This window comes from Priestia sp. SB1 (genome assembly GCF_038898415.1).
This window is the reverse complement of the sequence record NZ_JBBJSS010000003.1, coordinates 810,415-832,353: the sequence shown is the minus strand read 5'-3', so window position 1 is coordinate 832,353 and position 21,939 is coordinate 810,415. Positions and strand designations below refer to the sequence as shown.

Genomic DNA, 21,939 nt, shown 5'->3' with positions numbered 1-21,939 from the left:
GCTGACGCCTAGAATTTTTTTTATTTTTAATAACCAAAAGAGTAGCTGTGAACATATCATGAAGCAAAAGGATGAAGAAAGAGAGGGGAAAACATGCCGATTGTTTCAACTTCTACTTGGACGGAGCCGAAAGAAATAAGCCGTTATCTTGCGCGCTATTTTAAGAAATTAAAAGAAAAAGAATATATGGAATTACTTTTTAACTATGGAATGTGTCCGCCTTCTTTAATGTTTATAAAAGAATTAGAAGAAATGAAGAAAAGGCAGGTTTGGAAGAAAGTAAAAGCACATTATGAAAAGCTTAAAAAAGCATGGAATGGGCCGGATGTAGCGGTGCTAGTGCTTCCAAGCAATCCTCGAAATCGAAAAATGCAGCGTGAATTTAACGGAAGAGCAGGTGTCGCTTTTACCGATAAATTATTTGTGTTTATGACAAGTCATACATCCGATGAAGAAATGTTAGCGGTGCTTACCCATGAATATCATCACGTTTGCAGGCTAAAAGCCATTAACAAATCTGATGAAACGATTACTTTGTTAGACGCTATGATGATGGAAGGGTTAGCTGAAAGAGCAGTTGAGGAATATTGTGGTAAAAAATATTTAGCCCCTTGGACAAATTATTATACCATTGAAGAAGCTAAAAAAATGTGGGAAAAGCATGTTAAACCTTATTACAATCTGCGCGCTGACGAAAAAAAATATGATCAACTGTTATTCGGCCAAAATTGGTATCCAGAAATGATGGGCTACAATATCGGTTATCATCTTGTTACTTCATGTATGAAGCCTCACACTTTAACTACTACCCAGCTGCTTCCTCTTAGTACCAATACTATCTTAAAAAAATCTGCGTTCCAACTGTAAAAAAATAAGTTCTATATACCTAAAACAAAAAATAGTAAATTTTATCCTGTTTTCAACAAAAAATTAGGAGGTTTATGCGTTAAAGTGCTGAAGAGATATTCAAAAATCATTATTTTAAAAATAAAAAATATAATTAATTTTCAAAATATATTGATTTTGTAATGAAATTGTAATAATATCTTATTCAAATATAACAATTTTTAGAAAAATGAGGTGTGCACTATAAATGGATAAAAAGCCTGTCGAATCAACACCTTTACTAGAAGTGAAAAATTTACAAACTGCTTTTTCCATTAATGATTCCTGGCATAATGCTGTGGACGACGTGTCGTTTCAAGTCGGACGAAAGCGAATTGTAGGAGTTGTAGGAGAATCTGGCTGTGGAAAAAGCGTATTGTCTTTATCCGTTATTGGGCTATTACCTAAAGTAAATAGTCAAATTAGAAGCGGAAGCGTTGTATTTAACGGAAAGAGTCTTACGCACTTATCAGAAGATGAGATGAATGATGTTCGGGGAAAAGACATCTCAATGATTTTCCAAGAACCGATGACATCTCTCAATCCTGTTTTAACCATTGGGTATCAGCTGCAGGAAGTATTGTTTAACCATATGAATATATCGAAAGCGGAAGCGCGTGAAAAAAGCATTGCGCTTTTAAAAAGCGTTGGTATTTCGAGATCCGAAAAGCTCATCGATGAATATCCGCATCAGCTGTCGGGAGGAATGAGACAGCGCGTCATGATTGCCATGGCGGTAGCTTGTCAGCCTAAACTTTTAATTGCGGATGAGCCGACAACCGCCCTGGATGTTACGGTTCAAGCTCAAATTTTAGAATTGTTAAAAGAAATTCAAGAAAGCAATGATATGTCTATTATTATGATTACTCATGATTTAGGAGTCGTTGCTGAGATGTGTGATGAAGTGATTGTCATGTATGGCGGGAAAATTGTTGAGCATACAGATGTTGATACGTTATTTTATGCCCCAAAACATCCGTACACGAAAGCTCTTCTTCACTCAATTCCACGCATGGAAGATGATGTAGAAGTATTAAATACGATCAAAGGAATTGTGCCTTCTCTTGTAAACATGCCGAGGACAGGCTGTCGTTTCGTTAACCGATGTCCTCATGCAATGGAAGACTGCAGTTCCGTTACGCCTGTTCTTCGCGAGGATTCACAGGGGCATGACGTCGCATGTCTGCTGTATGAAAACAGCTATCCGTCAAAAGGAGTGAAGACAAGCTAATGACTAAAGCAGTGAAAGATGTATTGCTAGAAGTTCAGCATTTAAAAACCTACTATCCTATTCACGGGGGATTTTTTCGAAAGAAAATTGGTGATGTAAAAGCAGTTGACGGTATTTCCTTTGCGATTCGAAAAGGAGAAACGCTCGGTCTGGTAGGAGAATCTGGCTGTGGAAAATCCACGGCAGGAAGGACGATTCTAAGACTGTTGGAACCAACTAGCGGAAAAATTATTTTCGATGGTAAAGATATCACAGAAGCAAGAGGAACTTCTCTCCGTAAAATTAGACAAGATTTCCAAATGGTTTTTCAAGATCCCTATGCTTCCCTCAATCCAATGCAAATGGTTGGAGATGTTATTTCTGAACCAATTCGGAATTTTACAGGAAAATCAACCAATCAATTAAAATCAGAAGTTATGAATCTACTTACAAAAGTAGGGTTACCGGAAGATGCATACTATAAATATCCTCACGAATTTTCCGGTGGACAGCGTCAGCGTATTGGAATTGCACGTGCACTTGCACTTCGTCCAAAACTTATTATTGCTGATGAACCGGTGTCGGCACTTGACGTTTCTGTCCAATCACAAGTTTTAAACCTTCTTAAAGAACTTCAACAAGAATTCGACCTAACCTTTTTATTTATTGCCCATGATTTGAGTGTTGTTAAACATATGAGTGACCGTATCGGTGTTATGTACCTAGGCGGTTTAGTGGAAATTGCTGATAAGAAAAGCCTATACGCAGAGCCATTGCACCCTTATACGCAAGCGCTTGTATCGGCTATACCTGAACCAGATCCACGGAAGAAAAAACAGCGTATTATTTTACAGGGAGATGTGCCAAGTCCAATTGATCCGCCAAAAGGCTGTGCGTTTCATCCTCGCTGTATACATGCCATGGCAGAGTGCAGCCAAACGAAACCTGCCTTAAAGGAGGTGAGACCTGGCCATCAAGTAGCTTGCCATTTATATAACTCGTAAAAGCTACATACGAACAGATTATTAGTTAAATAGGGGGAACGTCATGATGAAAAAGAAATCGTTTTTATCACTTGTTTCCATTTTGCTTGTGCTATCGCTTTTTCTAGCGGCATGCAGCGGTGGAAGCAGTTCTTCATCTTCTAGTAATAAAGAAGGCGGAGAAGCAAAAACTGAAGGTGCAAAAACAGACAAGCCAAAAGATGGCGGAACGATTACGTATGGGATTGACGGAGCGCCGGAAGGGCTTTTTGAGTACGCATTGTATGGTAGTGCGTATGATAGCCAAATCTTAGAATTTATCAATGAAGGTCTTTTTACTTATGATAAGAAATTAAAAATTAAATCTGACTTAGCTACTTGGGACGTGAGTGGTGATAAACTAACTTACACGTTTAAATTAAAAAAGGGGATTAAGTGGCATAACGGAGATCCATTAACTGCAGATGATTTTAAATATACGTATGAAACGATTGCTGATAAAGACTATACAGGTCCACGCTATGTAAACGTTGAGCATATTAAAGGCGCTCAAGAATATCATGACGGCAAAGCGGATTCTATTTCCGGAGTTGAAGTGGTAGATCCGCAAACATTTAAAGTAACGTTTAAAGAAGTTCGTGTAAATAACTTAGACAATCTATGGCCGTATCCAATGCCGAAAAAGTACTATGAAGGAATTGCTGTAAAAGATCTTGCAGAGTCCAAACAAGTTCGTAAAGAGCCTATTGGTGTTGGACCATTTAAAGTGAAAAAAGTGGTAGCAAGTGAATATGTTCAGATGGAACGCAATGATGACTATTGGAAAGGTAAGCCTCATCTTGATGGCGTTGTTGTAAAAGTACTGGATCCATCTGTTTCCGCCGGAGCATTGAAAAAAGGCGATGTCGACATTATGGATGTTCGCCCAGCTGATTTAGGGCAAGTTGAAAAAGCAGAAAACTTAGACTTTTTGGAAGGGAAATCAACTAGTTATTCGTATATTGGTCTACGATTTGGACATCGTGATAAAAACGCTGGTAAAAACGTAGATGATTATGATAAGTTCAAAGATCTAAAACTTCGTCAAGCATTGCTTTACGCAATAGATAGAAAAGCAATGGTAAAAGCATTTATGAACGACAAAGCGGTTGTTTCTAACACAGTTATTCCGTCTGTATTCTGGATTGCTGCTGACCAAAAAGATTTAACAAAGTACAAGTATAGTCCAGAAAAAGCTAAGAAATTGTTAGCTGAAGCTGGTTATAAAGATAAGAATAATGACGGTTTTGTAGAAGATCCAAACGGAAAACCATTTACGATCTCATTTGGTCACTATGCTGGTCCAGCCAACTTCGAGGGTCGTGCGAAGGCTATTATGCAAGCATGGAATGATATTGGTATTAAAACAAAATTAGCAACGGGTTCACTTGTTGAATTTAACTTGTACAATGAAATGAAAGATAACGACGATAAGGCGTTAGAAGCGTTCTTCGGTTCTTGGGACACTGGTTCAGATCCAGATCCTACAGGATTATGGAGCTCTAATGCTGAATGGAACTATGGCCGTTGGGTAAATAAGGAATCTGATGAAATGCTTAAAGACGGTTTGAGTGAAAAATCATTTGATGATAAACACCGTAAAGATGTATATGTAAAATGGCAAAAATTCTTTAACGAGCAGCTGCCAGCACTTCCTTTATGGGAAAATATCAATATTTATGCTGTGAATAAGCGTGTGAAAAACGTAACTCTAGATCCATCAACGGTAGTTGTAGATCCGGAGAAATGGTCTGTAACGGAATAAGTATTTTACATGTAAAGGAGAGTCAACGATGCTGCAATACTCACTAAGACGTATTTTAGGGATGATTCCAATGTTGATTCTGATCTCCTTTGTTGTGTTTTCCCTGGCAAAAATGATGCCAGGGGACCCTTTTGGGGGAGAAATCAACCCCAGTAATACAGATCCAAAATACATTGAGGCAATGCGTGATAAGCTAGGATATAACGATCCTATCTACGTTCAATATTGGAACTGGGTAAAGGGAGTGGCACAAGGAGATTTAGGAAAGTCAACAACTCATAAGTTACCGACATTAGATATTATTTTAGAGCGTATGCCTAATACGATCTTTTTAGCTTTGACTTCGCTTTTGATTACGTATGTGTTTGCATTTATTTTAGGTATGTATGCAGGAAGAAAACCGTATACCTTAGCAGATAACTTTATTGCAGGATATAATTACTTTGCATTAGCGGTTCCATCGTTTATCGCAGGGATCGTAGGCATTTATTTATTTTCCTTTCAGTTAGGCTGGTTTCCGTTTAGCGGTTCTGTTGAAGTAGGATTAAAAGAGGGATCATGGGAATTTATTCAAAGTAGAATTCATCACGTTATATTACCTGCACTGATTCTTGGCTTGATGTCGACCGCGCAGTATACCCAATTTTTGCGCAATGATATTATTGAAAACAGTCGCAAAGATTTTGTGCGCACAGCTAGAGCAAAAGGAACAAAAGAATCTAAAATTTATAATGTTCATATCTTACGCAACTCAATGATTCCGCTTATTACGTTTTTAGGGTTTGATCTTGTAACAATCATTAGCGGTTCTATCATTACAGAGACAATCTTTACGTATCCAGGAATCGGAAAGTTGTTTGTTGACTCTGTAGCAACTCGTGACTACTCAGTTATGATGTCGCTTACAATGCTGTTTTCAATTTTAACACTAGTTGGGAATCTGGTTGCTGATTTGTTATACGGCGTAGCAGATCCGCGTATTCGTTTGGATTAGGAGGAGAAAGTATGGAAATTGTAACGAAAAAAGATGTACAGCCAGAAGTGAATATGAAAGCTCCTAAAAACCTTTCTCCATGGGCGATTGCGCGAAAGAAGTTTGTAAAAAATAAACTAGCCATGATAAGTTTGGCTTTCATGATTGTGATTACGCTTCTTGCTATTTTTGCACCTCTGCTTACAAAAGCAGATATTACACGTATCGACTATATGGCGATGAATGCAGCGCCTTCCAGTGAGCATTGGTTTGGAACGGATACAAATGGTCGAGACGTATTTGCACGTACATTGTATGGAGGAAGAACTTCGTTACTGATTGGAGTTGCTTGTACAACACTCGTTATTTTAATCGGAACTCTTATTGGTTCGATTGCGGGTTATTACGGAGGCAAAGTGGACCAATTCTTAATGCGTTTTACAGACTTTGTCTTAAACTTTCCGCTCATTGTTTTTGTTGTAGTGTTAAATACAATTCTAATTGGAAAAATCTCAGGCGTTTGGACGCTCATCCTAGTTGTTAGTTTCCTAAGCTGGGGAAGTACGGCCCGGCTGGTGCGAAGCAAAGTCTTGGCTGAAAAAGAAAATGAATATGTGCTTTCAGCTGTTTCCATTGGGTGCAGCCCGTTTAAAATCATCTTCAAACATTTGCTGCCAAATGTGTTTTCAACGATTGTGGTTCAAGCCAGTTTGCAGATGGCCATCCTTATCGTGTTTGAGTCAGCGATTAGCTTTATCGGTTTTGGCGTGCCGGCTGATACGCCGAGCTGGGGGAATATGCTGACAGAAGCAAGGGAATCAGATGTGCTGCAGAATAAGCCTTGGATGTGGGTTCCGCCAGGTTTAGCTATTACATTTACGATCCTGGCTATCAACTTCATTGGTGAAGGATTAAAAGATGCTTTAAATCCAAAATCTCTTCGTTAAAAATCTATCACAAAAGTGTGATAGATTTTTTTAGGTTTGTCAGACCTCCTGACAAACCTATTATTATAGAAGAAACTCGGATTTTTTCTGCTTATAGGGGTGGATATAGTTCATGAAGCCTGTAGCAATCATTAGCACTGGCGTTATGTCTGAGCTTCGAAATAAGTGCATTTGCATAATAACCAAAAACGAAGGTATTTTACAATTAATTTTTAGAAAAATAACATCATTTGGAATAAAAATTCCTTTCTCTGCCTATACTGATGGATAACAAACAGATAGTAAGTGAGGGGTAAATTATGCTATATCTTCATGATGTATGGGTTAATTGGTTTGAAGGCGAAGAAAACGGTTATAATGTGTGTCATTTCCATGAGTGGAGAAAAGACGATTGTGTAGAACTGCTCGATCAAGCACCGTTATTAAAAGTAAATCCGCTTTTATTTCATTACATTGAAAATGATCTTTCCGAGCTACCTCAACAACTACTACAAGATGTCTATCAGAAAGCATACATTCGGAAAAATCATGAGCGCACGCAGGTTGAATATTGTTTTATTGTTACAGATGGAACGAATATTTTAGCAATTGATACGATGGGCTATCATATCCCAATTCGAAAAAGCCGCTTAATTCCAAGACAAGAACAGTTAGTTTATGAGATGATTGCGGATCAAGAAGAGCTAGAATATAAGTTCAGTGAAGACGAGCTAACTAAAAAAGAGCATCATATTCTTTCGCCGTCTCCTGAAACGATGAGAGGGCTAACACGTAAAGAACGTCAGCTAAAACAGCTGTTATTTATGGCACTTGATCAGCTACATACAACAAAAAATACAGCTCAAATCCGCTACTGGTACACAGAGTGGAATCCAACGAAATACGAAGACATTCAAGAGATGCCGTTTCAAGACGTATGGAATCAGCTATACGATGAAACGAAGTCAGGGTGGTCACCGAAACATAAATTATTATGCGAGCGCTTAGTAAAAGGACAACCTTTCTTTGAAAAACTTTGGGAAATTGAACAAGAGCCAAAAGTGAATTAAAAAAACGACTGCATAGCAGTCGTTTTTTTTTAACGTTTACGGCCAATTCCCATTGCGTTTCGCATTTTGCGAAGCATTTTATTAGCCGTTGCATTTGCTTTATCGGCACCTTGATCTAAAATATCATCTAACTCGCTAGAATCAACTAATTCATAATATCTTTCTTGAATTGGAGCAAGTGCTTCAGCTACTACTTTAGCTGTGTCAGCTTTAAAGTCACCATAACCTTTGCCTTCGTACATTGCTTCAATGTCTTCGATTGATTTATTTGCTAGGATTGAATAAATGCTTAATAAGTTTGAAATACCTGGCTTATTTTCTTTATCGTAGCGAACAATACCTTCTGAATCCGTTACGGCACTTTTGATTTTCTTTTCAATCGTTTTAGCGTCATCCAAGAGCGTAATAAAAGCTTTTTGGTTTGGATCGGACTTGCTCATTTTTTTCGTAGGATCTTGAAGAGACATGACGCGTGCGCCCACTTTTGGAATACGTACTTCAGGAATAGTGAAGATATCATTGTATTTTTTGTTAAAGCGCTCAGCTAAGTCACGCGTTAATTCTAAATGCTGCTTTTGATCTTCACCAACTGGAACCAAATCGGTGTTGTATAAAAGAATATCAGCTGCCATTAGTGGAGGATAAGTTAATAATCCTGCTGATACTGCTTCTTTTCCAGCGGACTTATCTTTAAACTGAGTCATACGCTCAAGTTCACCGATATACGCTACGCACTGTAACATCCATCCTGCTTCCGTGTGGGCGGGCACTTCTGATTGAATAAATAAAGTTGATTTTGCTGGATCAATTCCTACTGCTACATACAGAGCAGCAAGGCTGCGAATGTTTTTACGAAGTGCTAAACGGTCTTGAGGCGCTGTAATTGCATGCTGATCTACAATACAAAAATGACAGTTATAGTCATGTTGAAGTTCAACAAATTGCTTCATCGCTCCAATGTAGTTACCTAAAGTGATTGTACCGCTTGGTTGAATACCTGAAAAAATTGTTTTCATCAAATCTTCCTTTCATCTGCACATATATGATGCTAGTTTACGTATACAACATAAAAAGGCCCATCCGCTCCTAGCATAAGCTAGGGGCGAATGGACCGCGTTGCCACCCTAATTAGCACACATTATTGTGAACTATCTTTATTCATGTAACGTTGAGATCAACGTTCAAGCTTTGCACTTGAAAGCTCCAAAGTCCATTCTGCAGGTTTCAATGTTTGTTCTCACCAGCCACAAACTCTCTAAAAATGAAAATTCTGCATACTACTCTTTTTCACAGCTTTAATTATATAGTTATTCGTTATTATAACGCGAAAAAGCAGGAATTTAAACATCTTATCGCTAAAAAGTTTTATAAGACAATTTACTGGAATTTTTCTTCGGCAAAAAAAGACAAGAACCTTTTAATTAAAGCATTTCTTGATGAAAATTTGGTGGAGGATTTGGTAAAAATCTTTTATTTAGTATTTCTAATGCCTTTGTAATACTATTGTAATACCTATACTACAAAAAAGATTTTAGACGTCTGACAAGTAGGCACAATCCTTATAAGATAAGGTTTTTTCCCTCATAACAAAAAAATACCATTAAATAATAGTATTGCAATAAATTTTTAAAATATTTATAATAGGCGTAACAAACATATTTTTTACAAAGGTATTACAATTTCTTAATTTTTCAGAAAAAACAAAATAGCCAATGTTTTGTTTCAATTAGCGAATTTTGTAATGAATGAGTCTTCTACATATTAAGCGCATACATTGGATTTACAGCATGTAAACAATTGATGACAGTTTCATAGGGTAGAAGAATAATTTTGCAGTGAGGTCTTTAACGCTCTACTACGTGAAAAAATAACTGATTATTTTGTATTGAAAGAGGATTAAGAAATTAGTGTATATCAAAAAAATATGGTTGCCACACAAACAAAATTTAATAGGGGGTAACACGCAATGAAGAAAAGGTTGTCAATTCTTTTCAGTTTGCTGCTTGTCATGAGCTTGTTTTTAGCTGCATGTGGATTTAACAAAGAATCTGGTGGCAGTGAAAATGCTAGCAGTGATGGCGGCGACAAGAAAAAAGAGCAAGAGCTTCGCGTAAACATTAAAACTGAGCCTTTCTCACTGAACCCAGGCTTAGCTAATGATTCAACGTCATCAAACGTATTATTACAAACATTTGAAGGTTTAACTCGTATTGGTAAAGATGGAAAACCTGAAAATGCCATGGCGAAAGATGTAAAGGTCAGCGATGATCAAACTAAATATACGTTTACGATTCGCGACGATGCAAAATGGTCAAACGGTGACCCTGTAACAGCAAAAGATTTCGAATATGCATGGAAATGGGCGTTAGATCCTAAAAACGAATCTCAATATGCATATCAATTATACTATGTTAAAAATGCACAGGCTGCTAATGAAGGAAAAGGTTCATTAGATGACGTTGCGGTTAAAGCAACAGATGATAAAACGCTTGAGGTAACATTAGAAAACCCAACGCCATATTTCTTAGAATTAACAGCTTTCTATACGTACTTCCCAGTGAATACGAAAATTGCTGAATCAAATGAAAAATGGTACACAAATGCAGGCGAAAACTATACGTCAAACGGTCCTTTCAAGCTTAAAGCTTGGAAACATAATGACAAAATTGAGTTAGTTCCTAATGAAAACTATTGGGATAAAGATGCTGTAAAACTTAAAAAAGTTGAAATGTACATGATCAATGATAACAACACTGAGCTTTCAATGTTCAAAAACGGTGAATTAGACTGGGCGGGTATGCCTACCGGTCAATTACCAGCTGATGCACTTCCTGAATTAAAGAAAGACGGTTCATTAAACATTCAAGAGATTGCAGGTACTTACTGGTACAAGTTTAATACAGAACAAAAACCTTTAGACAATGTGAATATTCGTAAAGCATTAGCTTATGCAATTGATCGTAAAGGTATTACAGAACAAATTACAAAAGACGGTTCAGTTCCAGCGATGGCGGCTGTACCACCAACAATGTTTGAAGATAACAAAAAAGGCTACTTCAAAGACAATGATGTGAAAAAAGCAAAAGAATATTTAGAAAAAGGCTTGAAAGAAATGGGCCTTAAAGATGCTTCAGAACTACCAGCAATTAAGGTTTCATACAACACGGATGAAAAACATGCAAAAATTGCACAAGCTGTTCAAGATATGTGGAAGAAAAACCTTGGTATTAAAGTACAGTTAGACAACTCTGAGTGGGCTGTTTACATTGAAAAGTTACACCAAGGAGATTATCAAGTTGGGCGTATGGGCTGGTTAGGAGACTTTAACGATCCAATCAACTTCCTAGAGTTATTCCGTGACAAAAAAGGCGGAAACAATGATACAAACTGGGAAAATCCAGAATATAAAAAGTTATTAATTGACTCTCAAAAAGAAACAGACCCTAAAAAACGTCAGGCAATGTTGAAAAAAGCAGAAGGTATCTTCATGGATGAAATGCCAGTGGCACCAATCTACTTCTACACAAATGCTTGGGTACAAGACAAGCAGCTGAAAGATGTTGTGATGTCTGGTCTTGGAGACATTCAGATTAAGTGGGCTCATTTTGAGTAAGTAACATCAATTATGACAAAGGGTATATGGGGCCTGGTGCTCCATATACTTTTCTTTCTTGTGCGCGAATTTTGTAAAAATATGGAGGTGTGTCAGGGTGTTCAAATATATAGGAAAACGACTTATTTATATGTTTCTATCATTATGGCTGATCGTAACAGCGACCTTTTTCTTAATGCGTGCTGTTCCAGGAGGTCCATTCACATCAGAAAAGCAGCTTCCCCCTGAAATTCAAAAAAATCTAAATCAGTATTACGGTTTAGATCAGCCTTGGTACCATCAGTACTTTGATTACTTAACATCAATTTTAAAGTGGGATTTTGGTCCATCTTTCAAATATAAAGGCCAAACGGTAAATGATTTGATTAACGGCGGATTCCCTGTTTCATTCATGCTAGGGATGGAAGCTATTTTAATAGCGATTGCTATTGGCGTAGTACTAGGCGTTATTGCTGCTTTAAAACATAATAAGTGGCAAGATTACACGGCGATGGTTATTGCAGTTCTAGGAATCTCAGTTCCAAGTTTTATCATGGCAGCGGTATTACAATACGTTCTGGCTATGAAACTACAAATTTTTCCGGTTGCACGCTGGGAATCTTGGGCACACACGGTGTTACCAGCTCTCGCGCTTGCTTCAACCCCTATGGCGTTTATCGCACGATTAACTCGGTCGAGTATGCTTGAAGTATTAAGCAATGATTATATTCGTACAGCGAAAGCAAAAGGTTTAAGCAGAGGCGTTATTACAGTTAAGCACGCCATGCGAAATGCGATGCTTCCAGTCGTATCCTATATGGGACCTTTAGTAGCAGGGATTTTAACGGGTAGCTTTGTTATTGAAAAAATATTTGGTATCCCGGGATTAGGTTCACACTTTGTACTCAGTATCTCAAACCGAGATTATACAACGATTATGGGCGTAACGGTGTTCTACAGTATTTTACTACTTTTTTGTATCTTGCTTGTAGATATTGCATACGGCTTCATTGACCCTCGAATTAAACTTACAGGTGCTAAGAAAGGAGAGTAACTATGCAGCAACTTCCGAAAATTCCTAAAGAAATGTTTGAAACAGCAGGGATTGACCACGCTCAGGCAGAAAAGATTGAAAAACCGAGTCTTTCATTCTGGCAAGATGTTTTTATTCGTTTTCGCAAAAATAAGCTTGCTATGTTTGGTGTAGTACTAATGGTTCTCCTTGTTTTTATGGCTATATTTGGTCCATTGATGGTGAAATATGATTATGCAACCAATGATTTGCTGAATGCTAATCAGGCTCCATCTTCTGAGCACTGGTTCGGTACAGATGAATTAGGGCGTGATGTTTTTGCTCGTACGTGGGAAGGCGCTCGTATTTCATTATTTATCGGGTTAGCAGCAGCTTTAATTGATTTATTCATCGGCGTAGTTTGGGGAAGCATCTCTGGATACCGCGGCGGCCGTACGGATGAAACAATGATGCGTGTTGCGGATATCTTATATGGTGTTCCTTACCTTTTACTGGTTATTATTTTAATGGTTATGCTTGGCCAAGGGTTAGGTACGATGATCTTGGCGATGACCATTACCGGCTGGATTAACATGGCTCGTATTGTACGTGGACAAGTATTGCAGTTGAAAAACCAAGAGTACGTAATGGCTTCACAAACATTAGGAGCAACAACAAAGCGTATTTTATTTAAACATCTTATTCCGAATGCAACAGGTCCAATTTTAGTAACAATGACACTAACGATTCCTTCAGCAATCTTTACAGAAGCATTTTTAAGCTACTTGGGACTAGGCGTTCCGGCACCGCTTGCAAGCTGGGGAACAATGGCTTCAGAAGGCTTACCTGCTTTGGAATACTATCCTTGGCGCTTATTTTTCCCAGGTTTGTTTATCTGTTTAACAATCTTAGCGTTCAACGTAATTGGTGATGGATTACGAGATGCGTTAGATCCAAAACTACGTAAGTAAGGAAGTGAACTCATATGTCACGTTTATTAGAAGTAAAAAATTTAGCTGTATCATTTAAAACATATGGCGGAGAAGTTCAAGCTGTTCGCGGCGTTAACTTCCACTTAAATAAAGGTGAAACGCTAGCAATTGTTGGTGAGTCAGGATCTGGTAAAAGTGTAACTTCACAAACAATCATGCGCCTTATCCCGATGCCTCCTGGCCGAATTAAAAGCGGTGAAATGCTGTTTGACGGCATTGATTTAGCAAAGAAAACGGATAAAGAAATGGAAGCTATTCGCGGTAAGGATATCGGTATGATTTTCCAAGATCCGATGACTTCTTTAAATCCAACAATGAAGGTTGGAGCTCAAATTGGTGAAGTCGTAATCAAGCATTCCAAAGTATCTAAAGCGGAAGCGAAAAAACGTGCAGTCGAGTTATTAACGCTTGTAGGCATTCCTTTTCCAGAACAGCGTGTGAATCAATATCCGCATGAATTCAGCGGAGGGATGAGACAGCGTGTTGTCATTGCGATGGCTCTTGCTTCTAATCCGAAATTACTGATTGCTGATGAACCAACAACGGCGCTTGATGTAACAATTCAAGCTCAAATTTTAGAGTTGATGAAAGACATTCAGAAAAAAACGGATACATCTATTATCTTTATCACCCATGATCTTGGTGTAGTAGCAAATGTAGCAGATCGAGTAGCCGTTATGTACGCTGGTCAAATTGTTGAAACGGGCACAGTGGATGAAGTGTTTTACGACCCAAAACATCCGTATACGTGGGGACTTTTAGCTTCTATGCCAAGCTTAGATAACGAGGCGGAAGAAGAGCTGGCTGCTATTCCTGGAACGCCGCCAGATTTAACGAATCCTCCAAAGGGAGATGCATTTGCAGCGCGAAATCCGTACGCAATGAAAATTGATTTTGAGCAAGAACCTCCAATGTTCAAAATATCGGATACGCACTATGCAAAAACATGGCTCTTACATCCGGATGCACCAAAAGTAGAGCCGCCTGCTTCAGTTCAGCGCCGCATGCGTAAAGTTGATAATGTATACAGTACACCTGTACTCGTAGCGAAGGATGGTGAATAACATGACAGATAAATTATTAGAGATTAAAGGCTTAAAGCAACATTTTTTCACAAGTAAAGGAACAATTAAAGCGGTTGATGGTCTGTCGTTTGACATCTTCCGCGGAGAGACGTTAGGTCTTGTAGGTGAATCTGGTTGCGGAAAGTCAACGACAGGCAGAACGATTATTCGTTTATATGACGCTACTAGCGGTGAAGTGCTATTTGATGGCGAAAATGTACATGGTCGCAAATCTCGCTCGGAGCTTAAAAAATTCAATCGTAAAATGCAAATGATTTTCCAAGATCCATATGCGTCACTTAACCCTCGTATGACCGTAGCAGATATCATAGCAGAAGGCATTGACATCCATGGTTTAGCTAAGACGAGAAAAGAGCGTATGGCAAAGGTTCACGAGCTTCTTGAAACAGTGGGGCTCAACAAAGAACATGCAAATCGCTATCCACATGAGTTTAGTGGCGGCCAGCGTCAGCGTATCGGTATCGCAAGAGCACTGGCAGTAGAACCTGATTTTATCATCGCAGATGAACCAATCTCAGCTTTGGATGTATCTATACAAGCTCAAGTTGTTAACTTAATGAAGAAGTTACAGCGTGAACGTGGACTAACCTATTTATTTATCGCCCATGATTTGTCAATGGTAAAATACATTAGTGACCGCATCGGCGTTATGTACAGAGGTAAGATTGTAGAGCTTGCACCAAGTGATGAACTTTATCGAAACCCTGTTCATCCATATACAAAAGCGTTGCTTTCAGCTATTCCGCTTCCCGATCCTGACAGTGAAAAAACGCGTCAGCGCAAAATTTATGATCCAAGTATCCATGATTATAACGGTGAAGAACCGGAGCTTAGAGAAGTATCTCCAGGTCACTACGTGTCTTGTTCTCAAGCAGAGTTTGCCGCATATACAACCTAACAAAAACGATCTCACAACGAGGTCGTTTTTTATTTAGTTATCAAAGAACGCTAAACTTTAAATTGGAAAAAACATGTAAGAACAAGTGACATTAGCGCTTTACAGGTATTATACAATACAGGATTAGAAAATACTATTAAAATTTTCAGAATTTTATATTTAAGACAAAATATCTATGTTAAAACCTTATAACTAAAGGAATATAAGTGATTAATAATGTTGTGTGTTGAATAATAATTCAAAAATATAAAAGAAGGTAGACGTATGCCTACCTTCTTTTTATAAATCTGCTAAGATATCGCCGTCTTTACGATTTTTGTCAATTTTTAATACTTGATCTGCCGGCTGATAAGACGCACCATATATTTCTTTGTCTTTGTAAGTATGAATTAACTCGTACGTTTTTTTCATTTTATTTAAAATGCTTTCCTCTGTTTCAGAGGTAGGAGACCAGTATAGAATTTCCATCTGATTAACTTCATTTGTAGCTAATGAGCGGCGGTTATAGCCGATTGTTTGAGCATGCTTAAAGTCTGCACGTTTATAAAAATGCAGTCTTTTTGCTGAGTCTGAATCTTTATAGTCTATAGGCTCTACTTCTAGGATAATTGGTTTGTTATGTTGTTTTAACTCATCAATTAATTTACCGCCAAGCCCTTGACCTCTAGCGTCTTTTGAAACAAAGAGGTAATCAACAAAGATAAATTGGTCTGTTTCCACGTACATTAATACGTGATGAGGTCCTTCATTCTTATGATAAATATCGCTGCGTTCTTGTAAAAGCGTTTCGATATGCTTCTTTGATTTCATTTCTTCAATGGGAAAATATTGACTTAGTTTTTGATACCAATTCATAGCACCCTCCTACTGATCTTTTCATGATGATGTTCATAATAGTGTTTAGTTATCTTATCTTTACCCTTTTTAGGGAAAAGTAAGCATCTATAATTGAAAATAAGGAAAAATAATAGATTTATTATTCTTAATATTTAGAAAATTATAGCAGAATAAGAACATATAATGTGAAAAATGGTTTTTATTATATTTTTATTGTAAGTTTATTTGTGAAAATCACAAAAAACTATCGCATTTTTTGTGATTTTTGATAAAATGAACAAAGTGAAGTTTTTTTAATATTGTATTTTATAGATGTGATAGCGGTAAAAATGCAGGTGTGGAACTTGCATTATCAGATTTTTAGTACATACACTGCCTAGAATTATTTGTTTGAAAAATAAGTTAATTAGCCGCTATTAAATGAAATGGACATGTTAGGAGAGAGAATTATGCAAGGGAACACGCAAGAAAAAGAATTAAGCCGTGGACTTGAGGAAAGACATATTAGCTTAATGTCTTTAGGCGCAGCTATCGGAGTTGGACTGTTTTTAGGTTCTGCATCCGCTATTCGGTTAGCAGGTCCTGGTATTCTTATCATGTATGGAATCAGTGGTCTTATTATGTTTTTTATTATGAGAGCGTTAGGTGAAATGGCAGTACAAAATCCAGTAGCCGGTTCTTTTAGTAAGTATGCTAACGATTATTTGGGACCACTAGCTGGTTATTTAACAGGCTGGAACTACTGGTTTATGTGGATTATTACATGTATGGCTGAAATTACAGCCGTTGGAGTATATATGGATTTTTGGTTCCCGGGTGTGCCCCAGTGGATATGGGCACTTGCAGCGCTCGTTATCATGACAGGCGTTAACTTTTTAGCTGTAAAAGCATATGGTGAACTAGAGTTTTGGTTTTCTCTTATTAAAGTAGTAACGATTATCCTTATGATTGTGCTTGGTCTAGGCATGATTATTTTTGGAATTGGAAATGGCGGCATTGCAACAGGAATCAGTAATTTATGGAATCACGGTGGCTTTTTCCCGAATGGTATGAAAGGTGTTCTTCTATCACTTCAAATGGTTATGTTTGCTTACCTTGGTATTGAAATGATTGGGGTAACAGCAGGAGAGGTGAAAAATCCGGAAAAGACGTTAACAAAAGCAATTGATAATGTACTGTGGAGAATTTTGATTTTTTACATCGGAGCTTTGTTTGTTATTATGTCTATTTATCCTTGGCCAGAGATCGGAACACAAGGAAGCCCATTTGTTTTAACATTTGATAAAGCTGGAATTCCCGCTGCAGCAGGGATTATAAACTTTGTAGTGTTAACAGCGGCTTTATCTTCTTGTAACAGTGGGATTTTTAGTACAGGCCGTATGTTATTTAATTTAGCTCAGCACGGGGAAGCACCAAAACGCTATGCCAATTTAACAAAAGGCGGCGTGCCTGGTGCAGCGGTTATTGCTTCAGCTGTTGTACTGCTACTCGGAGTTGGCTTAAACTATGTTGTTCCTGATAAGGTGTTCACGTGGGTGACAAGTATCGCGACTATTGGAGCGATTTGGACATGGGGCATTATTTTACTTTCTCAAATTCGCTTCCGCAGAGGATTAAGCGATCAGCAGGTAAGTGATTTAAAATATAAGCTTCCGTTTTTCCCGTATACGTCGTATCTCGCTCTTGCTTTCTTAGCGGGGGTAGTAGTGGTGATGGGTTTCTCCTCTGATACAAGAATAGCCCTTATTGTAGGTCCGATATGGTTTATTTTGTTGGTTATTATTTACTATTCAAAAGGTTTTCATAAAAGATAAAAAATAAGGCTGAGACAAACTTATTTTTGTTGAAGGGAAATCCGAACGCGTTGAATTCTTGATTAAGAATCTAACGCGTTCGGATTTTTTTATTTGTAGGGTGAACGTAGGTTTACTGTATGTAGGGGCTTCTAGCTGTTGATTGGAGGACAAGGCGAAGACTTCTGCGGGAAAAGCGAGACAGGCTCACCGGCCGCCCGCGGAAAGCGAAGTCTTGCATGGAAATGAACAGCGGTGTCACAAGCGCAATCCACACGAGCTCATATATCCCTTCTGTTCATCTATAGATGAATGGAGTTATGTCTCAGCCGCATTTTTTTCCAAAAGAAAATGAAGGATTTATTATTTCACTTTTCGCTTTAGTGTGCTAATATATTATATTGTTAAACAAATGAAGAAATAAATAATTTCTATGTTTTAATAGATTAGCATCGAGCTTTCTATGTCAAAAGTTTAAGCTTTTAGAAGGCAAAAGGAGACACAGCAAATGAAAGACAAAAAATGGGGACTTTGGTTTTTAACAGCCTTTGTAGTTGGTAATATGGTAGGCGGCGGAGTATTTATGCTTCCTTCTAATTTAGCAAACGTATCAAGTCCAATTGGTTCAACACTTGCTTGGATTGCAACAGGTCTTGGCGTGTTCATGATTGCTCTTGTGTTCGGGAACTTAGTTATGAGAAAGCCTGAATTAAAAGGAGGGCCTCAAAGTTATGCAGCGAACCTTTTTTCATCGCCTAAAGCAGGTAAAGTAGCTGGGTATAGCATGGCTTGGGGTTATTGGGCAGCAAACTGGGCTGCAACAGCATCTGTCATCATATCGTTTGCGGGATATTTAACAACGTTCTTTCCAGTAATGGAGAGTAAGGATATTTTATTTTCAGTCGGAGATTTTCAATTAGAAGCTGGGAAATTTATTACGTTTTTAGTATGTTCTGTTGTATTATGGGGAATTCAAGCTATTTTGCAGCGAGATATCAATAGCGCCGGTAATATTAACTTTATCACAACGGCAGCTAAAATTATTGGATTCGGTTTATTTATTGTTGTGGCGCTATCGCTATTTAGCGCATCCAACCTCGTCAGTACAGAATTTGTTAATTCAAAGGGTATAAATGTAGGATTAGGAAGTCAGGTCAATGGAGCAGCCATTGCTACGCTGTGGGCATTTATCGGAATTGAATCAGCTGTACTGTTATCTAATCGTGCAAAATCACAAAAAGTAGTAAAGAAAGCAACGCTGCTTGGATTATTAATCTCAATGGTTATCTATGTGGGGATTACGCTTCTAGCTATGGGGATTCTTTCGACAGCTCAGCTTCAGCAGTCTCAAAAGCCTTTGGTAGATACGTTAGAAATGGTTATTGGACATAAAGGTGCTTACGTAATGGCCATTTTAGCACTTATATCTTTATTAGGTTCTACTGTTGGATGGATTGTTGTTAGTGCAGAAGTTCCTTATCAAGCAGCAAAATCAGGGTTGTTTCCACAGTGGTTTGCTAAAACGAATCAGAACAATAGTCCAGCCCGCTCACTAACATTAACAAATGGCTTAACACAGTTGTTTTTGTTTGCGACTATTTCAGGCACAGTTTCGCAAGCCTATAATTTCGCTATCGTTGTAGCTACTCTTGCCTATTTAGTTCCTTATTTCGTGACGACAGTTTATCAATTAAAGCTTATTGTGACGGGTGAGACGTACGACACGATTAAAGGATCGCGAGTAAAAGACGGAATTATTGCTTCGTTAGCACTTATTTATTCGCTATGGGTGATTAAGACAGGGACAGCTGATTTAAAAACATTTTTCCTAGGTATTGGCTTATTTGTAATCGGGCTTTTACTGTATCCTATCTTAATGAGACGAGGAAAAAGCACATCAGCTATTAAATAAATAAGAGATTATCTCAAAAGCTTTGCAGAAACGTCATTTCTTCTGCAAGGCTTTTTTAGTGACTGAAAAGTTCGAGGAATTTGTGAAAGAAAAAAATAATAAAAAAAAATGAAACTAATCTACAGGTTTATTCGTAATAGTAGTGTGGTAAATAAATAATGAAGAAAATCGGTAATGAAAATAATGACAGTGAAGGAACGAACTAATGTACTAGTTCACTTTAAAAAGTATATCATTCCGATGAAGTTTATAGTATAATGCAAATAGATATTATTTTTTAAAAGTAATTATAAAGTAGTATCGATTTTCATTATCAGTCATTAAATATTTACACTCGTTGAAGTTTGTATAAAACAACATGATTTACAGTTCATGTTTTGAATGTTATGACCGATTATGATAGAAGGAGTGAAGGAGTAAATGGTTACATTATATACATCACCAAGTTGTACATCTTGTCGTAAAGCGAAAGCTTGGTTAGAGGAAAATGATATTGGATATACAGAGCGTAATATCTTTTCAGAGCCGTTATCAATCGATGAGATTAAAGAAATTTTACGTATGACAGAAGATGGAACAGATGAAATCATTTCAACACGTTCGAAAACTTTCCAAAAACTAGACGTTCAGGTAGACGCTATGCCTTTACAAGATTTGTATGAATTAATTCAGCAAAATCCTGGCTTATTGCGCCGTCCGATTATCATTGATGAAAAACGTCTACAAGTTGGTTATAATGAAGACGAGATCCGTCGTTTCTTACCACGTAAAGTGCGTACTTTCCAACTTCGCGAAGCTCAAAGACTTGTGAATGGTTAATTTTTATATTTGTCTGTTTAAGATTTAAATACGAAACCAACCAAGTAACGTTTGCTTGAAGTTGGTATATAGAAAATAAGCAGCAGGGAGCCAAATGGCCTCTGCTGCTTATTTTTTGTCGAAATAGCAGGGAAAATGAAGTATATATGTAATTAATAAAGAAAGAGAGTAATTAAGCATATAAAAGTGGTGGTGAACGGATTGGAGCTTTTACAGCTAAAATATTTCCAAGTAGTTGCTAGACTAGAACATATCAGCAAAGCGGCTGAAGAGCTATACGTATCTCAGCCTGCGCTCAGCAAAACGATTTCACAGTTGGAAAAAGAGCTAGGCATTCGTTTGTTTGATCGAAACGGTAAATACATTAAATTAAATCGGTACGGTAAAGCGTTCTGTTCCAAAGTAGAACGTGCTTTAAAAACATTAGAAGACGCAAAGCATGAGCTAAAGGATATGTCGAACGATCCATGTGAAGAAATTCGTCTTGTTGTGTTAGCTAGTTCACATTTACTTCCAGAGCTATTAAGCAGGTTTCGTGAGCAATATCCTCAGGTGCGTTTTCGGCTAATGCAGCATTTGACTAATAGCTATTCACAGCCTGATTTTGATTTATGTATTTCAGCTTTTCCATTAACAACCCGTCATATCGAACATACTCCTTTACTTCGTGAATCGATTTTGCTTGCAGTCCCTCTTGATCATCATTTAGCCAAGCAATCACGTGTAAAGTTAAATGAACTTAAAAATGAAAAATTCATTGTGCTAAAGAAAGGGAAAGAGCTAAGAAAAATAACGGATGCGATTTGTAAGGAACAGAATTTTGTACCTCAAATTACGTTTGAAAGCGATGATCCAGCAACAGTGAGAGGTTTGATTAGAGCAAAGCAAGGAATAGGTTTTATTCCTGAAGTGACGTGGGGAGGTTCTACAGGAAAAGATGTAAAACTGCTAAAAATTGAAGAAGAAACATTTGAACGTACAATCTTTTTAGCTTGGAACAATGGAGGCTACGTGACGGATTTACAACAAATCTTCAGACAGTTTGTGATTGATTATTTTAAACATTTACCCTCCGATATGCCTCATGAATACATATAAGAATCATGACTAAATGTCATGATTTTTATTTCTTTTTCGAATAAATCTAA

20 protein-coding genes and 1 other annotated feature are annotated in these 21,939 nt (G+C 37.6%); of the genes, 18 read left to right on the top strand and 2 right to left on the bottom strand.

The window, feature by feature from the left end; all coding sequences use genetic code 11:
• The first annotated feature begins 93 nt into the window (after positions 1 to 93).
• The 8 genes from WKH56_RS14725 to WKH56_RS14690 all read left to right on the top strand — a co-directional run bounded on the left by WKH56_RS14725 (position 94) and on the right by WKH56_RS14690 (position 7,851).
• On the top strand, positions 94 to 867 hold the full coding sequence (locus WKH56_RS14725; protein ID WP_016763040.1) for a DUF2268 domain-containing putative Zn-dependent protease: 774 nt from the start codon (positions 94 to 96) through the stop codon (positions 865 to 867).
• Positions 868 to 1,093: 226 nt separating this feature from the next.
• Positions 1,094 to 2,116: an ABC transporter ATP-binding protein gene (locus tag WKH56_RS14720; RefSeq protein ID WP_048021969.1), complete on the top strand. Its 1,023-nt coding sequence runs from the start codon at positions 1,094 to 1,096 to the stop codon at positions 2,114 to 2,116.
• Positions 2,116 to 3,099, top strand: coding sequence for an ABC transporter ATP-binding protein (locus WKH56_RS14715; RefSeq protein ID WP_028412371.1), 984 nt, complete (start codon positions 2,116 to 2,118; stop codon positions 3,097 to 3,099). The genes WKH56_RS14720 and WKH56_RS14715 overlap by 1 nt, the downstream gene beginning before the upstream one ends.
• 43 nt (positions 3,100 to 3,142) lie before the next feature.
• Positions 3,143 to 4,882 (top strand): oligopeptide ABC transporter substrate-binding protein, encoded by a 1,740-nt coding sequence (gene opp4A, locus WKH56_RS14710; RefSeq protein ID WP_034267675.1) that lies wholly within the window; start codon positions 3,143 to 3,145, stop codon positions 4,880 to 4,882.
• 28 nt (positions 4,883 to 4,910) lie between these two features.
• Entirely contained in the window at positions 4,911 to 5,876 is a 966-nt protein-coding gene (gene opp4B, locus WKH56_RS14705; protein ID WP_063248141.1) for an oligopeptide ABC transporter permease, read from the top strand.
• A gap of 11 nt (positions 5,877 to 5,887) precedes the next feature.
• On the top strand, positions 5,888 to 6,802 hold the full coding sequence (gene opp4C / locus WKH56_RS14700) for an oligopeptide ABC transporter permease (protein ID WP_013081753.1): 915 nt from the start codon (positions 5,888 to 5,890) through the stop codon (positions 6,800 to 6,802).
• Positions 6,803 to 6,914: 112 nt separating this feature from the next.
• Positions 6,915 to 7,073: a hypothetical protein gene (locus WKH56_RS14695; protein WP_155017005.1), complete on the top strand. Its 159-nt coding sequence runs from the start codon at positions 6,915 to 6,917 to the stop codon at positions 7,071 to 7,073.
• A 28-nt stretch (positions 7,074 to 7,101) separates the two neighbouring features.
• Positions 7,102 to 7,851, top strand: a complete 750-nt coding sequence (locus WKH56_RS14690) for a YjbA family protein (protein ID WP_028412368.1) — start codon at positions 7,102 to 7,104, stop codon at positions 7,849 to 7,851.
• A 29-nt stretch (positions 7,852 to 7,880) separates the two neighbouring features.
• Here the strand turns inward: WKH56_RS14690 and trpS are convergent, their stop codons facing one another.
• Positions 7,881 to 8,870, bottom strand: a complete 990-nt coding sequence (trpS, locus tag WKH56_RS14685) for a tryptophan--tRNA ligase (protein ID WP_028412367.1) — start codon at positions 8,868 to 8,870, stop codon at positions 7,881 to 7,883.
• Positions 8,871 to 8,946: 76 nt separating this feature from the next.
• Positions 8,947 to 9,151, bottom strand: a binding site (T-box leader).
• Between trpS and WKH56_RS14680 the strand changes: the two genes are divergently transcribed.
• The 6 genes from WKH56_RS14680 (at position 9,113) to WKH56_RS14655 (ending at position 15,430) form a co-directional block, all read left to right on the top strand.
• Complete coding sequence (locus WKH56_RS14680; protein WP_232217002.1) at positions 9,113 to 9,349, top strand: hypothetical protein; 237 nt, start codon at positions 9,113 to 9,115, stop codon at positions 9,347 to 9,349. (Overlaps the previous feature by 39 nt.)
• 468 nt (positions 9,350 to 9,817) lie before the next feature.
• Positions 9,818 to 11,464, top strand: coding sequence for a peptide ABC transporter substrate-binding protein (locus WKH56_RS14675; protein ID WP_048021975.1), 1,647 nt, complete (start codon positions 9,818 to 9,820; stop codon positions 11,462 to 11,464).
• Between the two features lie 97 nt (positions 11,465 to 11,561).
• Positions 11,562 to 12,497 (top strand): ABC transporter permease, encoded by a 936-nt coding sequence (locus tag WKH56_RS14670; protein WP_013055415.1) that lies wholly within the window; start codon positions 11,562 to 11,564, stop codon positions 12,495 to 12,497.
• Positions 12,498 to 12,499: 2 nt separating this feature from the next.
• On the top strand, positions 12,500 to 13,426 hold the full coding sequence (locus WKH56_RS14665) for an ABC transporter permease (RefSeq protein ID WP_014461585.1): 927 nt from the start codon (positions 12,500 to 12,502) through the stop codon (positions 13,424 to 13,426).
• Positions 13,427 to 13,440: 14 nt separating this feature from the next.
• Positions 13,441 to 14,511, top strand: coding sequence for an ABC transporter ATP-binding protein (locus tag WKH56_RS14660; protein WP_028407470.1), 1,071 nt, complete (start codon positions 13,441 to 13,443; stop codon positions 14,509 to 14,511).
• A gap of 1 nt (position 14,512) precedes the next feature.
• The gene (locus WKH56_RS14655; protein WP_310884196.1) at positions 14,513 to 15,430 is read left to right on the top strand and encodes an ABC transporter ATP-binding protein; all 918 of its coding nucleotides are present in this window, start codon (positions 14,513 to 14,515) and stop codon (positions 15,428 to 15,430) included.
• A 279-nt stretch (positions 15,431 to 15,709) separates the two neighbouring features.
• Here the strand turns inward: WKH56_RS14655 and WKH56_RS14650 are convergent, their stop codons facing one another.
• A complete protein-coding gene (locus tag WKH56_RS14650; RefSeq protein WP_310884197.1) occupies positions 15,710 to 16,285 on the bottom strand; it encodes a GNAT family N-acetyltransferase in 576 nt (191 codons plus the stop codon).
• Between the two features lie 431 nt (positions 16,286 to 16,716).
• On the opposite strand from WKH56_RS14650, the gene WKH56_RS14645 reads away from it, so the two are divergent.
• The 4 genes from WKH56_RS14645 (at position 16,717) to WKH56_RS14630 (ending at position 21,889) form a co-directional block, all read left to right on the top strand.
• Positions 16,717 to 18,081: an amino acid permease gene (locus WKH56_RS14645; RefSeq protein ID WP_028412362.1), complete on the top strand. Its 1,365-nt coding sequence runs from the start codon at positions 16,717 to 16,719 to the stop codon at positions 18,079 to 18,081.
• A 487-nt stretch (positions 18,082 to 18,568) separates the two neighbouring features.
• The gene (locus WKH56_RS14640; protein WP_047751651.1) at positions 18,569 to 19,972 is read left to right on the top strand and encodes an amino acid permease; all 1,404 of its coding nucleotides are present in this window, start codon (positions 18,569 to 18,571) and stop codon (positions 19,970 to 19,972) included.
• A gap of 420 nt (positions 19,973 to 20,392) precedes the next feature.
• Complete coding sequence (gene spxA, locus WKH56_RS14635) at positions 20,393 to 20,791, top strand: transcriptional regulator SpxA (RefSeq protein WP_013055422.1); 399 nt, start codon at positions 20,393 to 20,395, stop codon at positions 20,789 to 20,791.
• Between the two features lie 201 nt (positions 20,792 to 20,992).
• Complete coding sequence (locus WKH56_RS14630; protein WP_048021985.1) at positions 20,993 to 21,889, top strand: LysR family transcriptional regulator; 897 nt, start codon at positions 20,993 to 20,995, stop codon at positions 21,887 to 21,889.
• Positions 21,890 to 21,939: the final 50 nt, after the last annotated feature.